The sequence below is a fragment of the Streptomyces avidinii genome, from assembly GCF_045161815.1.
Lineage (GTDB): Bacteria > Actinomycetota > Actinomycetes > Streptomycetales > Streptomycetaceae > Streptomyces > Streptomyces avidinii.
Genome location: NZ_CP108863.1, coordinates 1,266,210 through 1,282,111, shown reverse-complemented (window position 1 = coordinate 1,282,111; position 15,902 = coordinate 1,266,210). Strand labels below are relative to the sequence as shown.

General features: G+C 71.6%; 13 protein-coding genes and 1 pseudogene. 7 read left to right on the top strand and 7 right to left on the bottom strand.

Annotation, left to right across the window (positions count from 1 at the left end):
- Positions 1-39: 39 nt before the first annotated feature.
- Together OG373_RS05880 and OG373_RS05875 are read right to left on the bottom strand one after the other, a co-directional pair.
- Entirely contained in the window at positions 40-2,670 is a 2,631-nt protein-coding gene (locus tag OG373_RS05880) for a DUF6493 family protein (protein ID WP_405436412.1), read from the bottom strand.
- The gene (locus tag OG373_RS05875; RefSeq protein WP_405436411.1) at positions 2,667-4,100 is read right to left on the bottom strand and encodes an SWIM zinc finger family protein; all 1,434 of its coding nucleotides are present in this window, start codon (positions 4,098-4,100) and stop codon (positions 2,667-2,669) included. Before OG373_RS05875 ends, OG373_RS05880 begins: the two co-directional genes overlap by 4 nt.
- Before the next feature lie 107 nt (positions 4,101-4,207).
- On the opposite strand from OG373_RS05875, the gene OG373_RS05870 reads away from it, so the two are divergent.
- From OG373_RS05870 to OG373_RS05840, 7 genes and pseudogenes are all read left to right on the top strand, one after another.
- On the top strand, positions 4,208-5,260 hold the full coding sequence (locus tag OG373_RS05870; RefSeq protein ID WP_405436409.1) for a DUF2804 domain-containing protein: 1,053 nt from the start codon (positions 4,208-4,210) through the stop codon (positions 5,258-5,260).
- Between the two features lie 305 nt (positions 5,261-5,565).
- Positions 5,566-6,273 (top strand): helix-turn-helix transcriptional regulator, encoded by a 708-nt coding sequence (locus tag OG373_RS05865; RefSeq protein ID WP_405436407.1) that lies wholly within the window; start codon positions 5,566-5,568, stop codon positions 6,271-6,273.
- Positions 6,274-6,305: 32 nt separating this feature from the next.
- Positions 6,306-6,794, top strand: a complete 489-nt coding sequence (locus tag OG373_RS05860) for a DUF3291 domain-containing protein (RefSeq protein WP_405436405.1) — start codon at positions 6,306-6,308, stop codon at positions 6,792-6,794.
- 90 nt (positions 6,795-6,884) lie between these two features.
- A complete protein-coding gene (locus tag OG373_RS05855) occupies positions 6,885-7,529 on the top strand; it encodes a dihydrofolate reductase family protein (protein WP_405436403.1) in 645 nt (214 codons plus the stop codon).
- Positions 7,530-7,700: 171 nt separating this feature from the next.
- Positions 7,701-9,542, top strand: coding sequence for a glycoside hydrolase family 15 protein (locus tag OG373_RS05850; protein WP_405436401.1), 1,842 nt, complete (start codon positions 7,701-7,703; stop codon positions 9,540-9,542).
- A gap of 121 nt (positions 9,543-9,663) precedes the next feature.
- Positions 9,664-10,337 (top strand): annotated as a pseudogene (locus OG373_RS05845) (transposase).
- Positions 10,338-10,387: 50 nt separating this feature from the next.
- Positions 10,388-11,239 carry an RCC1 domain-containing protein gene (locus OG373_RS05840; RefSeq protein WP_405436400.1) on the top strand — a complete coding sequence of 284 codons (852 nt, stop codon included), beginning with the start codon at positions 10,388-10,390 and terminating at the stop codon, positions 11,237-11,239.
- Positions 11,240-11,371: 132 nt separating this feature from the next.
- Here the strand turns inward: OG373_RS05840 and OG373_RS05835 are convergent, their stop codons facing one another.
- The 5 genes from OG373_RS05835 to OG373_RS05815 all read right to left on the bottom strand — a co-directional run bounded on the left by OG373_RS05835 (position 11,372) and on the right by OG373_RS05815 (position 15,824).
- Positions 11,372-11,497, bottom strand: a complete 126-nt coding sequence (locus OG373_RS05835) for a hypothetical protein (protein WP_405436398.1) — start codon at positions 11,495-11,497, stop codon at positions 11,372-11,374.
- 13 nt (positions 11,498-11,510) lie between these two features.
- Complete coding sequence (locus OG373_RS05830) at positions 11,511-11,942, bottom strand: hypothetical protein (RefSeq protein ID WP_405436396.1); 432 nt, start codon at positions 11,940-11,942, stop codon at positions 11,511-11,513.
- Between the two features lie 530 nt (positions 11,943-12,472).
- Entirely contained in the window at positions 12,473-13,117 is a 645-nt protein-coding gene (locus OG373_RS05825) for a CatB-related O-acetyltransferase (protein WP_405436394.1), read from the bottom strand.
- 119 nt (positions 13,118-13,236) lie between these two features.
- Entirely contained in the window at positions 13,237-14,031 is a 795-nt protein-coding gene (locus OG373_RS05820) for an SDR family oxidoreductase (RefSeq protein ID WP_397728325.1), read from the bottom strand.
- Between the two features lie 212 nt (positions 14,032-14,243).
- Positions 14,244-15,824: a GMC oxidoreductase gene (locus OG373_RS05815; RefSeq protein WP_405436392.1), complete on the bottom strand. Its 1,581-nt coding sequence runs from the start codon at positions 15,822-15,824 to the stop codon at positions 14,244-14,246.
- Between the last annotated feature and the right edge of the window lie 78 nt (positions 15,825-15,902).

The window sequence follows — 15,902 nt, the reverse complement described above, 5'->3', positions numbered from 1 at the left end:
CGGAGGCCGCCCGGGTCAGAACCGACCGTCGCGCGTTCCTCACCCCGCGGCCAGTGCCAGAGCCTTCTGGTTGCGGTCGAGGGCATCGCGCAGGCGGGCGGCCTGGGTGGCCAGCCGGGAGCGGCCCGGGCGGGTCGCGGTCTCGGCGAGCCCGGCGGGGTGCGGCGCTGCGGCCCCGGACTGCTCCGCGCACTCGGCGGCAGTCTCCAGCAGTTCCCCCGTACCGCGCGGGTCGGCGGACCCGGTGAGCAGCGCGGGCAGGACCGCGCCGAGGACGGCCCAGGTCGTGGCGTGGGCACCGGTCGCGGCCGCGGTGCGCAGCGAGTCGGCGAGGCGGCTGGGCTTGACCGTGCGCAGGCCCACCAGTTCGGTGAGATCGGCGCCCAGGCGTTCGATGTCCAGCTCGCCGCGGCCCGCGAGGGTGAGCAGCGCGTCGACCGCCTGCAGCCGGTCCTCGGCGTGCCGGGCGCCGAGACCGGTCGCGACGGCGAGGTGGAGGGCCGGTCCGGCGGGGCCGCCGGCGGCGGCGAGCCGCGGCAGGACGTCGGTCCCGCCGCGTTCGTCGTCGAGGGCGCAGGAGGTGACGGCGGTAAGCGACCACGCGGCCAGGGTCTCCCGGTCCTCGGGCAGGAGGGCGATCAGGGTGTCGGCGTCCCCGCCGTCCCAGCAGCGTCCGGATGCCGTGCGGGCACGGCCCAGGGCACGGTACTCCTCGGGGAACTCCGCGACCACGGTGGCCCGTTCACCTGTGTCCAGAACGAGACGGTCGGGGTTTGCGCCGTAGCGGTGGTACTCGGCGGGGGCGGTGCGGCGGGCGACGGCCGCGGGACGACCCCGCTCGCCGAGCCAGGCCGCCAGCCGGTCCCCCTCGGGCGTGCCCAGAGCAGCCGCCTCCGGCAGGACGGCGGCGTCGCGGCGGACGCGGAGCAGCGACTGGGCGAAGTCCGCCGGGGCGGGGCGCTCACCGAGGCGGGCGTACGCGGCGAGCCGTGCGACGAGGGTGCGCGGGTCCAGGGTGCCGGTGCTCACGGTGGGCGTGGCCAGGAGGAACGGCAGCGGTCGGGTCCTGACCGCTCGTGCGATCTCGGCCACGCGGGCGTGGCGGGCCACGGCCGCGTCGCTGTGGTGGCAGTCGCTGCGCCAGCTCACGAGCGCCTGCGGAGGCGGCCCGGCAGGGCCGACGTCCAGCACGGCGGCCGCGACGTGCTCCAGGCCGGGCAGGTCGCCCGTGTACAGGTGGCGGCGCTCCGGGTCGAGCCAGTAGCGGTCGGCGAGCGCGGGCCGCAGGGCCGCGGCCAGGGCGGCCCGGTCCCGGTGGGTGTGGCGGACCAGGCCGTCCAGGGCGCGTTCGTACTCCTCGACGGTCTCGGTACGGGAGTTGACCACGGCGGCGACGAGTTCCACGGTCTCGGCCACGGTCGCCGGGGCCGGAGCGAGCGCCATGGGGAGCGGGGGCGGCGGCAGGAGCTCACGGTACGGGCCGGTGTCCTCCTCGGGAGCGGCGTCCGCGCCGAGGACCTCCACGGCGCGGGCGCGGTGGACCGGGCTCAGCAGGTGGGCACGGTCGGCGAGTTCGGCGCGCAGGTCCTCGTCCTGGCCGAGGTGTGCGGCGGCCAGCTTCAGGGCCCGTCCCTGGATGTCGGTGTCCGCGTGGCCGAAGGCCTCGCCGAGCACGGGGAGCAGCTCGGGCGCGGCGGCCGGATCGCGGGTGAGTTGCCTGCCGAGCAGCACGAGCTGGGCCCGTACGAGCTTCTTCTCGGGGCGGAAGAGCACGGCGGCGGACATCTCGGCCAGCCGGCCGGCCGGGACATGGCCCGCGGCGGCGAGCCTCGCCAGCACCTGCTGCGCGTACCCGGCCACGGCGGAGGGCGCGTCGGCGGTGAGCGCGATCCAGTCGGCGGTCCGTACCCGATCCTCCTCCTCTGTGGGCCGAAGGACCTCCAGGACGGTCCGGTACGGCTTCAGCTGGAGGGCCGTACCGCCACGCAGCAGGCGGGCGGTGCAGCCGTCGAGGAGCGCGGCACGGTCGAGCAGTCCTTCCCCGGCGAGGGTGGCCAGCGCGGTGGGCCAGTGGTGGGGGTCGTCCGGCTCGCACTGCCAGGCGAGGGCGGCGACCGGTTCGGGGGTCTCGAACAGGCGCGGGACGAAAGCGGTGAGGTGGGGGTCGCCGCGCAGCCCGTCGGCGAGCGGGGCCCGGAAGGTCTGCGAGGTCATCGCCCAGCCCTCGACACAGCCGTCGGTGGTGGGCATCGGGCAGTCGGCCCGGAGAACGAGTGCGCGGATCAGCCCGTAGTCCTCCTGGGCGGTGGAGGGCCGCGCGGCCAGCCGGTGGGCGAGGTCGCCGAGCCATTTCGGGTCCCGGTCCGCGAGCACGTCGAGGAGGGCGCTTTCGGGCAGGCGCCGCCCGCGGCGCATGTCGCGGCCACCGATCCAGGCGGCCGCGGCGGCGGCTCCGGTCTGGCAGGCGGCGCCGGCGACCAGCAGCGCCGGGCTCATCAGGTCCCGTTCCTGCCAGCGGTCCCAGCCGGCGGCCCGCAGTTCGCCGCGCAGCTCCTTCAGCGCGGCCAGCAGGTCCCTGCGCAGGTCACGGTCCAGCGGCTTCAGCAGCTCGGGCAGCCGGCGGGTACGGCCGGCCCGGACGGCGGCGAGGATGTCGAGCGGGGTGGTCATCGTACGTCTCCGGCGGTGGCGGTGGTGGCTGCGGTGGCGGTGGCTGCGGTGGTCGAGGTGCCCGTTGCTGCGGCCCGGCGGGCCATGCGGGTGGCGAGGGCGTGCTTGCAGGGGCCGCGGCGGCCCCGGTAGTCGGCCCACCACTGGCAGGTGCAGCCGAGGGCGCCGCCGGAATCACGCACCGTGTACCGGCGTTCGCCGGAAGCCACGTGCGCGGTGAGCGGGCCGTCGAGCGTGACGGCATCCTGTTCCAGGAGGGCGCGGGCAGCGACCAGGCGCGGGTTGTGGCGCTCGGCGCGCCGGGCGTCGTAGGGCAGTTCGCGGTGGAAGTACGCGGCTTCCGCGAGGTCGTAACCGACCCGGCCGGCCGTACCGAGACGGGTGAGGGCGGCCCGGACCCGCTCCACCGTGAGGCCCGACTGTTCGGCGAGATCGGCCGGGTCGATGCGCGGCTCCCAGGCGAGCAGGACGGAGACCAGCTCGGCGTCCTCGGCCGCCGTGTCGGTGGCGAGGGCCTCCAGGACGCTGCCCTCGCCGGAGAACCCGCGGTCGGCCTCGGGGGAGAGGGTGAGCGTGAGGCGCATGCCGGGCAGCGCGATCTCCCAGGCGGAGGCGGTGGGGGCGGCGTTGTCGCCCGTCGGCCCGTACACGCGCAGGCCGGTGGCCTGTCGCAGGACGCGCTGGAGGGCGGCGAGGCGTTCGGGGCCGGGCAGGCAGACCGCGCCCGGTACGGGGCGGGTGGTGGGACGCAGCGTCCGGCCCGCCGGCACCACCCACAGCGCGCGGCTCGCGGCTCCGCCGCCGGGGCCGCTGCGCGGGAGCGACCGCAGGAAGCGTACGGTCTCGGTGGCGGTCAGCTCCGCGCGGAGGTCGAATCCGGCGGTGATGGCCTGGGACTCGGCGAAGCCGCGCAGCCAACGGTCGGGCAGCGGCACCTTCTTCTCGACAACCGGCCCGTCGAGGGTGGTCACCGCCATCTCGTCGGGGCCGACCCGCAGGTGCAGCGGGTCGTCGCCGGTAAGCCGCGACAGGGCCTCGCGCAGCGGGTTGTTGACGTCGACGTTGGTGGTGCCGTGGCCGGTGTCGGCCCCGCGCAGGCCCTCGGGCAGGACGTCGAGGCGGGCGTAGACCCCGCAGCAGCCGGAGAAGGACTCGAAGCGCAGCCGGTCGCCGTTGCCCGTGACCACGGGGTCGAGGGAAGCCCGCTCGGTCCGCCGGAAGTAGCGGGCCGCGGCCACGTCCGCGACGGCCAGCAGGGCTCGGGCGGCGGCCTGAGGCTCGCTCAGGAAACCGGCGAAGAACCGGGGGTGCGCCTCGGCCCCGGCGGGGGTCAGACCGCCCGCCGTCTCCAGGCCGAGGGTGCGGTTCGTACCGGTGCCGGTCAGCGCGGAGGATCCGGCGTAGGCGAAGGTGTGTGCGGTTCGCGTCATGTGGAAAACGCTACGAGGGGCCACTGACAACGGTGTTCGCGGACGGCGTCGAACCCTGCGCCGGTGCCCGCCGGGGGCTGTTGCGGGACAGCCCGTAGGGTCTGGCCATGGCCACGCACGAACGCGAGATCACCGCTCCCGTCGACCTGTGCCGTACCGACGGAAGGATCGACCCGGCAGCGATCGGCTGGTCACGCCGGCCGCTGCACCGCTGTCGGATACCCGGCTGGGGGCGGACGAAGCGGTGGGAGTACTGGTGCGTGACCACTCCGACCCACCTGGTGGCCCTGACCGTGAGCGACCTCGACTACCTGGCCCTGAACTCGATCTACATTCTGGAATTCGGTTCGGCGGTAAGGGAGTTCGAGCACACCGCGATCGTGCCCGGTGGATTCGGCGTGCGCCTCCCCGACACCATCGCCGGAGCTCCGGAACCGGGGTCTCCGTCGCTCGTGGTCGGACCGCCCCACCCGGCCGGGGGCCGGGTACGGATCGAGATCCACGGCGAGGAGTCCGCCACCCGCCTGCGGGCGCGCTGTACGGGTCCGCAGGGCCTTCCGGTGGAGGTGGACCTGCTCGTCGGGATGCCCGCCGGGCACGAGACCCTCTCGGTGGTGGTGCCCTGGGACGAACGCCGCTTCCAGTACACCTCCAAGCACACGGCCCGGCCCGCGTCCGGCACGGTGCGCATCGGCGGCGACGTGCTGGCGTTCGGCGACGGTGCCTGGGGCACCCTCGACCACGGACGTGGCCGGTGGCCCCGCTCGGTCGCGTGGAACTGGGGCGCCGCCTCCGGCCGCACGGACGGACGCACCGTCGGGCTGCAGTTCGGCGGCCGCTGGACGCGCGGCACCGGCGCGACGGAGAACGCGGTGTGCGTGGACGGCCGGATCAGCAAGATCGGCCAGGAGCTGGAGTGGCACTGGACCCGCGGCGACCACCTGGCGCCGTGGTCGATCCGCACCCCTGAACCGGCCCGGGTGGACCTGGTGTTCACGCCCTTCCACAACCGGACCACCCGCACCGACATCGGCCTCCTCGCCAACCGCACGGATCAGTGCTTCGGCCACTACACGGGCTCGATCCGCACGGACGACGGCGAGCGGATCGTGGTGGACCGGCTGCTGGGCTGGGCGGAGGACGTCCGCATGCGCTGGTAGCCCCGTCCACCTGCACCCGCGGCACTCACCGCCGCCCCGTGCCCGCCGCACGCCGGGTGCTCCCGGCGCCGGCGGACAGCCGGGGATCCTCGTCGGCCCCGGCCGGAGCGTACCGGTCAGCTCCCGAACGGCCGCCGCCTTCCTCACCCACCTCGCCGGGGCCGGGTCCAGGTCCGCTCCGCCGGCTCCGCCCCCGCCGATGCCGTGAACCCGCCCACGTCGAGGCCATGGCCGAGGCGGGGACCGACATCCGGCACGGGTTTCGCGCTTCTAATTCCCATCTGCGTTGTTCCTAGAATGGCCGGGTGAAGGACATCGATGCGATCGCGGCCTTGCAGGATCCGGTGCGGCGCCGTCTGTACGAGTACGTGGCGGCACAGGGCCGCGAGGTCGGCCGCAACGAAGCCGCCGAGGCGGCCGGGGTCGCGCGCACGCTCGCCGCGCACCATCTGGACAAACTGGCTCAGGTGGGGCTGCTGGAGAGCGGCAGTCGCCGCCTGACGGGCCGCTCGGGTCCGGGGGCCGGCCGTCCGGCCAAGGTGTACACGCGAGTACGGGCCGAGCGGTCGGTGTCGCTGCCCGCGCGCGATTACCGGACCGCCGCCGAGCTGCTCGCCGAGGCGGCCGAGGAGGCCGGGCTGGACGCCGAGCTGTGCGCGTCCGCGCGCCGCAGGGGTGAGGCCCTGCGCGGCCCGGCGGCGCCCTGTGGCGGCCTTGCGGAGGCCATGGAGGTGCTGGCCGCGCGCGGCTATGAACCGCACCTGGAAGGCGGCGAGGGTGACCTGGGCGCCGAGGGTGACCAGGGAGCCGAGGGGGCGGCCGCACGCGTCGTCCGGATGCGCAACTGCCCCTTCCATGCCGTGGCCGAACGCTTCCCGCCGCTCGTCTGTGGCATGAATCTCGCGCTGCTGGAGGGGCTGCTCGGTGCGGACGGTCCGGTCCGCGCCCGCATGGACGCGCGGCCGGGGGAGTGTTGCGTGGTGGTGGAGGATTCTAAAAACAACGATGGTTGACATAGAAAAGCGCGTCGTGCTGGGATGAGGCCATGACCGCATCCCCGCATGCCGCCCACCACCTCGCCCAGCTCAACGTCGCCACGCTCCGTCACCCCCTCGACGACCCGCGCACGGCGCCGTTCGTCGAGATGCTCGATCCGGTCAACGCCGCTGCCGACGCCGCGCCCGGCTTCGTGTGGCGGCTCGTGGAGGAGGGGACGGGCGACGCCACCGGCCTGCGCCCGGCGGGTGAGGACGTGATCGTCAACCTTTCGGTGTGGGAGAACCAGGAGGCGCTGTGGGACTTCGCCTACCGCAGCGGGCACCTGGAGGTGATGCGGCAGCGCCGCGACTGGTTCGAGCGGCACGTCGAGGCGCACCTGGTCCTCTGGTGGGTGCCCGCCGGGCACCTCCCGACCGTCGGTGAGTCCCTGGAACGGCTGGCGGACCTGCAGGCGCACGGCCCCTCCCCGCGCGCGTTCACCTTCACCTCCTCCTACACCGCCGACGAGGCCGCACCGCACCTCCGCCCGGTGTAGTCCGTGATCCGGTTCCGTCGCGGCGATGAGTCTGCGGGCGCCCGCCGGTCTATCTCTTGACGGAGACAACCGACGCACCGGGAGTACGCCATGGGCCTCATCCACCTCGAACTGTTCGCGACCCTCGACCTCGTCGGGCAGGCGCCCGGCGGCCCCGACGAGGACCCCGTGGGGTTCCCGTTCGGCGGCTGGCAGGCGCCCCTGCTGGACGAGGTCGCCGGGGCGCAGGTCGGTGCCGCGTACGAGGGCACGGACGCCCTCCTGCTCGGCCGGCGGACGTACGACATCTTCGCCGCCTACTGGCCCCACCAGAAGGGCGGCGAGGACGGCGGGATCGCCACGCTCTTCAACAGCGTCCCGAAGTACGTGGCCTCCCGCGGCAGGCCCGACCTCTCGTGGGCCCGGTCCACGCAGCTCGGCCCGGACCTCGCCGGAGCCGTGCGTGAGATCCGTGAGCGGCACCGGCACGTGAAGGTCGTCGGGAGCCTGAACCTCGTGCAGACCCTCCTGCGCGAGAAGCTCTTCGACCGTATCGATCTCTGGCTGCACCCGATCGTGCTCGGTGTCGGGAAGAAGGTGTTCGACGGCGGGGCGGTGCCCACCAACGTCACGCTCCTCGCACCGCCGGTGGCCGGCCCGAAGGGCACCGTGTACCTGCGTTACGGGCTGGCCGACGGCATTCCCGCGACGGGAGACATGAGCGCCCCCGACCGCGGTCTCGCAAACGACGGCTGAAGCGCTCCGCGCCCGGCGGGCCGCTCCGCAGTCCGGCCCCATGGCCCCCCACGTCTTACGTTGTACGTCGTGGGGTGGTCCCGGCTCGGCGGGACGGTACCGCGGGCCCGGCATACGCTGGTTCGGGGGGCCGAGATCCGGGCGGCGACGCATGCCGGAAGGGACGCCCTGATGGACGAGTACCCGCTGATCGAGAATCACGGCCTGATAGGCGATCTGCAGACCGCGGCGCTGGTGAACTCCGACGGAGTGGTGGACTGGTTCTGCTGTCCGCGTTTCGATTCGCCCAGCGTGTTCGGAGCCCTGCTGGACAAGGACAAGGGCGGCCACTGCACGGTCCGCCCGGCCCACGCGACGTACGCGACGAAACAGTTGTACCTGCCCGACACCGCGATCCTGGTGACCCGCTTCATGACCGAGGCAGGCGCCGGCGAGGTGGTCGACTTCATGCCCCTGACCGGCACCACGGTCACGGCCCGCCACCGGCTGGTCCGCATGGTCCGCTGCGTGCGCGGCAGCATGACCTTCGACATCGACATCGCGCCCCGGTTCGACTACGGGCGCAAGTCGCACGCGCTGCACATCACCGAGAACGGGGCGGTGTTCACCGCCGACGGCACGACCCTGACCGTGCACGCCATCCGGGAACCGGACGACGAGCGGCTGGGGCACCTCCTCACGGGTGAACACGACCTGCGTCTCACCCTGAACCTGCAGGCGGGACAGCAGCGCGGGCTGATGCTGGAGTCCGCGGCGGACGGCCCGCCCCGGCAGATCCGCCTCGCCGAGTACGAGGAGATCTTCCAGGCCACCATCGGCTTCTGGCGGACCTGGCTGAGCGGCTCCCGCTACACCGGCCGCTGGCGCGAGGCGGTGGAGCGCTCCGCCGTGACCCTGAAGCTGATGACCTACGCCCCTACCGGCGCCGTGATCGCTGCCCCGACGGCCGGGCTGCCCGAGCAGCTCGGCGGCGAGCGCAACTGGGACTACCGCTACACCTGGATCCGGGACGCCTCCTTCTCCGTGTACGCCCTGCTCGGCATGGGATTCACGGAGGAGGCGAAGGCGTTCATCGGGTGGCTCGGCGACCGGATCGAGGAACGGGCGGGCGAGGAGGGGGATACCGGGCCGCTGAACATCATGTACGCGGTCGACGGCTCCTCCGACCTGAAGGAGGAGACCCTGGACCACTGGGAGGGATACGAACGCTCGGCGCCCGTCCGCATCGGGAACGGAGCGGCCACCCAGCTCCAGATGGACATCTACGGCGAGGCGCTGGACAGCATCTCGTTCGCGCAGAGGCACGGCATCCACCTCGGGTACCGGGGGTGGACCGGCCTGATCCGCGTGCTGGAGTGGCTGGCGGACCACTGGGACTCGGCCGACGAAGGGCTGTGGGAGACCCGTGGCGGGGCGCAGGACTTCACCTACGGCCGTGTGATGTCCTGGGTGGCCTTCGACCGTGCGTTGCGGCACGCCGACTTCAGCGGCCGCCCCGCACCGACACAGCACTGGAGCGCCACCCGGGACCGGATCTTCGAACAGGTCATGGCCAAGGGGTGGAGCGCGGAGCGCGGCGCGTTCGTCCAGCACTACGGCAGCGGGGTCCTGGACTCCTCGCTCCTGCGCATGCCCACCGTCGGCTTCCTCACCCCCCAGGACCCGATGTGGGCCTCCACCCTCGACGCGATGGAGCAGGAACTCGTCAGCGACAGCCTGGTGTACCGCTACAACCCCGAGGCGTCGCCGGACGGCCTGCGCGGCTCCGAGGGCACCTTCTCCCTGTGCACCTTCATGTACGTCGACGCACTCGCCCGGGCCGGACGGATCGACCAGGCCCGGCTCGTCCTGGAGAAGATGCTGGGCTACGCAAACCATCTGGGCCTGTACTCCGAGGAGATCGACCTCACCGGACGCCAACTGGGCAACTTCCCACAGGCATTCACCCACCTCGCCCTCATCGACGCGGCGATCACCCTCGACGCGGCCCTGAACCGGGGCTCCGCGCCGTAGAGGTCCTGACAGCCAGCACCGAAGCAGGCGGAGGGCCGACCTCGGGTGCGGGACCGGCAGGCCCAGGCCGTCTCTTCCGGATCTTGCCGGGCCCGCGGCGTCCGGCACCGCACCCGGCCGCATTGTCGGGGCGCCCGAGTACGTCCAGTACAAGGGCGCCCCTCCGCCGTGCCGGGCACGGCACCGGACGCCGCGGACTCGGCCGACAAGATCCGAAAGAGACGGCCTAGTGCGGGATCCTGTTCGTCCTGCATACCGGTATCCAGCGGGAGTATCTGCCGCAGGAGCTGGGCTTCGGTTCCGGTATGGCTTGCTGGCGGCGTTCGGCCGCGTGGAACGATGCCGGCGTAGGGAACCAGCCGCACCTGGTGCTGCTGAAGAGGCTGCGGGTGGCGAAGAAGGCGGACTGGTCGACCGTGCAAGGCCGGGCGCAAGGATGTCACCCGGCTGGTGCCGCTGCTACAGAAGATCCCGCGGGTCGCCGGTCTGGTCGGCCGGCCCCGCAGACGGCCGGACAGACTCCAGGCCGACCGCGGCAACGACCACGACAAGTACCGCCGACTGGTCTGGGCGACCGGGGTCAAACCCGTGATCGCCCGCCGCGGCGTCCCACACGGCTCCGGCCTCGGCGTCTACCGGTGGGTCGTGGAACGGAGCATCGCCTGGCTCCACGGCTTCCGCCGGCTCCGCGTTCGGTGGGAACGACGCGACGACATCCACGAAGCCTTCCTCGACCTCGCCACCTGCCTCATCACCCCCACCGCCACGTCCAATGCCTTTGTCAGGAGCTCTTGAGTAGGGTGACATCCCATGTCGCGAACTCGCGCCAAGCACAAGGAGGCGGAATGCTCGCCAACTCGTCGGCGCTGGCGGCCGGAAGGCGTCATTCGGTGGGACGGCGCTGGGATGGAACCGTTCTCGCAGTGGGCAATGCCGCAGCCGCCGAATGCCGTGTCGAGCGATGGGAAGACGTCGTCGCGGTGGCAGCCGGCAACGTCCATACCGCGAGGAACACGGGCAGGTCTCATACGGTGGGACTCCGGTCGGACGGCACGGTGCTGGCAACGGGGTGGAATGGCGATGGGCAATGTGATGTCGCCGGATGGCGAGGCGTCACGGCCGTGGCCGCTGGATGGCGCCGCACGCTCGGGCTACTCGCGAATGGCCGCGTGCTAGCAGTTGGCCGGAGTTCGGAAGGACAGTGCGACGTGCAGTCCTGGCGCGAGACGGTCGTCCTCTCGTGTGGTGACTGGCACTCGGTCGGCGTCCGGTCGGACGGTTCTGCACTGGCCGCAGGGAGCAACCGACGACGGCAGTGTGCCGTTGAAGGGTGGCGTGACCTGGCCACCATTTCGGCCGGGTATCTCCATACCGTCGGCCTCAGAGCCGACGGGCGGGCAGTAGCGACCGGAGACCGGGCAACCGGGGCGTGCGAGGTCGATGAGTGGGAAGACGTGGTGGCGCTCAGCGCGGGCAGCTACCACACCATCGGGGTCACTGCGTCCGGACGGGTCCTCGCAGCGGGAGACAACAGCTACCGACAGTGCGAAGTCGGCGATTGGCGCGACATTGTCGCCGTGGCGGCCGGTTCAACGCACACCCTTGGCCTGCATGCCAACGGCACCGTCGTGACCGCAGGGAATAATGCCGACAGACAGTGCGAAGTCGACGCCTGGTCCGGAGTCCGGCTTCCATAGCCCTCAGGGCCGCGCCAACGCGATCTGACTTGCTGTCCCCCAGTACCTTGGCACGCCCTCGCGCGCCTCGTCCCGAGTTCAGCCCGGGACCCCCAGATCCGGTGTCATCCACGTCAACTCGTCGGACACGAGTCACTTCACCGTGGTCGGCAGCCACCGCCAGCACCGCACGCTGTCGGCGTCGCCGGTGAGCATGGCGATGTAGTCGCTGGTCAGCACCTTCCCGTTCTCGTCGGTGCGGGCGATGTCGCGGGTCATACCGGTGATGTCGTCAGCTTCGCTGAGGCTCCACCATCATGGCCCTTCCCATGCGCTTGCCCTGTGCGTGGAAGACACCGATCCAGACCGCGTCCGTGGCACGCTGAGGCCACTGTGTGTACGCCTCTCCGATCGCCTGGGCCTGCATGTCGGGGTCGTCCTTCTTCGGGTTCAGGTCGGTGTGGACGTAGGCGTACACCGCGTCTCCCTCCACCACGCGCTGCACCGCCTTCACGTGGCTCACTACGGACCAGTCCGAGTTGTTTTCGGCGGCTGCCCATGCCTTGAAGAGTTCGCCGTCCCTGGCCTCGTCCTGGAGGTAGAACCCGTGGGGCTGGGGTGTGAGACGGTCGGGTACGGCGAGGTCTCCCTTCGGATGGTCCTCCAGCGAGCATCCCGACAGTGCAAGGAGGGATGCGGTCAGCAGCAGACGGCGTGTGATCAAGGCGGGCTCCTCGGGTGCAGGAAGGGGAGAGCCCCGACACCGTAGTCAGTGCGGGGCTCGGTTGACAGTGGGGTGTTACATGGTCACTTCGTCGGCCTTGTCGCTCCAGTTCCCGCCGTACGGGTAGCTGTAGCTGTGCAGGTTTCCGAGGCATCCGCCCAGTCCGGTGATGATGGACGGGTCCGGCATCCCGGTGCGCCCTTCCTCATCGTCAGGTCGGACCTGCCTTCGGGCGCCTCGGGGATCGTGTACTTGGTCCCCTTCTCGGCCTTCGGTGTCGAAGTACTTGACGCTGAGGTCGGGGTACTCGGCGCAGTTTCTTCGCGGAGCCCCAGCCGTTTTTGTTTCCGGTCTCTATGACCTCGGCCCGCTCGATCGGGCGACGGTGGAGCGTCTGCGCCGGGCCTTCTTCGCCGAGGTGCGGGATATGACGACCTCGGACGGGCACGTTCCCTGCGCCTTCACCATCCACCTCGCGACAGCGCGCCTGCGTTAGAGCCGACTTGTACTCCCTTGTCGGCCCTGTCCGCTCAGGCTCGGGGTGCGGCCTTTTCGAGGTCGTCGACGGTGCCCGACATGACGGTCCGGATGTGTTCGGTGAGGTGCGCCGTCGGCCAGTCCCACCAGGCGATCGAGAGCAGGCGGGCGATGTCCTCGTCGGTATGGCGCGTGCGGATGAGTCCGGCCGGGTTGCCGCCGACGATGCCGTAGTCGGGGACGTCGTCGACCACGACGGCACCGGAGGCGATGACGGCGCCGTGCCCGATGCGCACTCCGGGCATGACCGTCGTGCTGTAACCGAACCAGACGTCGTTGCCGACGACGGTGTCCCCCCTGGCGGGCAGGTCCGTGAGCAGGTCGAAGTGCTCGGCCCAGGAGCCGCCCATGATGGGGAAGGGGAACGTGGAGGGGCCGTCCATACGGTGGTTGGCCCCGTTCATGATGAACCGGACGCCGGTGCCCAGCGCGCAGAACTTCCCGATGACCAGCCGCTCCGGCCCGTAGTGGTAGAGGACGTTCCTGGTCTCGAACGCGGTCGGATCCTCCGGGTCGTCGTAGTACGAGTACTCCCCGACCTCGATCAGCGGTGACTTCAGCAGCGGTTTCAGCAACACCACGCGCGGCTGGTCCGGAAACGGGTGGAGCACGGTCGGGTCCGCGGGGAGACGATCCATGGCAGTCGCTTTCGATACGGCGGGCAGTGGCTGGCAAGGGTCCATTCTGCGCGTGCCGTACGGTGCTTCGGCGATCCGCCGCCGGGCTCCGGGAACCGGCGGCCGAAGCCGATGGAGGGTCAGCCGCCGGTGGCGAAGCCCGGGAAGAGGGTCATTCCGCCGTCCACGTACAGCGTGGTGCCCACGACGTAGTCCATGAGGTCGGAGGCGAGGCCGACGGCCGCGTGGGCGATGTCCGCCGGGTCGCCGACGCGGCCGTACGGGATCAGCTTGAGCAGGTCCTGCTCGGCCTGCTTCGTGTCCCAGGCGCTGCGGTTGATGGGCGTCCGGATCGCGCCGGGGGCGATGGCGTTGACGCGGATCTTCTGCGGGGCGAGCTCCTGGGCCAGGGTCTCCATCATCATCTGCACGCCGCCCTTGGAGGAGGCGTAGTTCACGTGCCCCGCCCACGGGATGATCTGGTGCACCGAGCTCATGCAGATGATCTTGCCGGCGGAGCTGGAGACCTCCGGTACGACCCCGCGCCGCAGGAACTCCTTCGTCGCCTCGCGGGCGCACAGGAACTGACCGGTCAGGTTGACGTCGATGACCTTCTGCCACTGGGCGAGCGTCATCTCGGTGAAGGCGGAGTCCCGTTGCAGGCCGGCGTTGGCGACGAGGATGTCGATGGTCCCGAATTCCTCGACCATGCGGTTCGTCATGGCCACGACCTGGTCCTCGTCGGACACGTCCGCCTCGTACGCCACCGCGCGCACCCCGAAGGAGGCGATCTCCTCGACGACCTTCTCGGCCTCCTCCCGCCCGGACACGTAGTTGACGACCACGTCCGCCCCGGCCCGGCCCATGCCGATCGCCGTGGCCTTGCCGATGCCGGAGTTCGCACCCGTCACGAGTGCCTTCTGGCCCCGGAGCAGGTGTGCGGGGATCACGCCCTGGGGTACGCCCTCGGTGGAACTCACGACGGACTGCCTCCTTCGCACCGCCACCCCGCGCCGTCGGGATGACGGCGCCCCTGGCGGTCCGGCGACACCCAATCACCGCGCCCGGGGCGCGGCGGCCCACCATGATCCGTGTTGCGCCACCCGGCCCAGGATCTTCGCCCGGTCGGCCGTGTCCCGCCGCGGGGTCAGCCCATCCGCTCCAGGAGGTGGTCGCCGACCCGCAGGGCGTTCGCGATGGCCGTCAGGGACGGATTGACCGCGCCGATGCTCGGGAAGAAGCTCGTGTCGACCACGTACAGGTTGTCCAGGTCGTGCGCCTTGCAGTTGAGGTCCAGCGCCGACGACGCCGGGTCGGTGCCGAAGCGTACGGTGCCGGCCTGGTGCGCGGTGGCGCCGATCGGCATGCCCTTGTGCAGGTAGAGGCTGTGGTCCAGCAGGTGGTGCTCGTGCATGCCGAGTCGGCCCAGCATGCTCTGGAGCTTGTGCCGAAGCCGCTTCAGCCCGGCCGTGTTGTGGGACTCGTCGAGCGCGAGGTGGATGCGCCCGTCGCCGTCCAGGGTGACGCGGTTGTCGGGCAGCGGCAGGTCCTCCCCGCAGAGCCAGAAGTCCACCGCATGGTGGGCCATCACCTCGAACGGCATGTCGGGGGTCACCGCTCCGGCCCAGCGCGGGGCCTCGCCGTGGATCTGCTCGGCGTCCGACTTGCCGAGCATCTGGATCCCGCCGAGGGGGTAGTCCCAGTCGTCGGCGCCCAGGTACCAGTCGTGCAGGGCGAGGGTCTTCTGGAACTGAGTGTCGTTCGGTTCCCTGGAGATGGCCATCAGGGCCAGGTTGTTGTGGCGCATGTAGAACCGCCCGACCACGTCCGAACCGTTCGCGAGGCCCCGCGGGTGCCGGTCGTTCGCCGAAGCGAGCAGCAGCGCGGCCGAGTTGACCGCGCCGCAGGCCACGACGACCAGGTCGGCCGAGAATCGGGCCTCCTCGCCGTCGGCCAGGCGGGCGACGACCGAGCTGACCGTGCGTCCCGTCGGGTCCGTTTCGAGCCGCAGCACGTGGGCGTGGGTGACCAGTTCGACGCCCGGGTGCCGCAGCGCCGGCTCCACGCAGATCACCTGGGCATCGGACTTGCCGCGTACCAGGCACGGGAAGCCGTCGACCCGGTTGCAGCGGATGCAGACGCTGGACGGGGTCGCCCGGCCGGTCGCGTCCTGGTCCAGATCCACCCCGATGGGCAGGTGGAAGGGGTGCAGACCCTGCTTCTCCAGATCGTCGCTCAACTGCTGGATCCGCGGCTCGTGTTGCACCGGCGGATGGGCGTACTGGGCACTCGCCGAGCCCTCCGTGGGGTCCTCGCCGTGCCGGCCGTGCACCCGGTAGAGGTGCTCCGCCTGGGTGTAGTACGGCTCCAGGTCCTCGTAACGGAGCGGCCAGGCGGGCGAGAGCCCGTCGTGGTGGCGCAGTTCCCCGAAGTCCTCCGGGCGCAGCCGGAACAGCGCCGCGCCGTAGAACTTGGTGTTGCCGCCGACGTAGTAGTTGACCTCGGGAGGGAACTCGCGGCCGTGCCGGTCGAACCAGAACTCGGGCGCACGGTACTTCCCCTTGACGAACACCGCGGTGGAGTCCCAGTTGTCACGTTCGCGGGGGAGGAAGCCGCCGCGTTCGAGGATCAGCACCCGCTTTCCGGACGGGGCGAGCCGGTGGGCGAGCGTGCCTCCGCCCGCCCCCGTTCCGATGACGATGACGTCGTAGTGCGAAGCGTCGTTCAACCGGATCACCGTCCTCGGCTCGTGGTGCCGCCGCCCGGTGGGCCTGTCGCGGCAGGGTCCCCCTTCGAACGTATACGC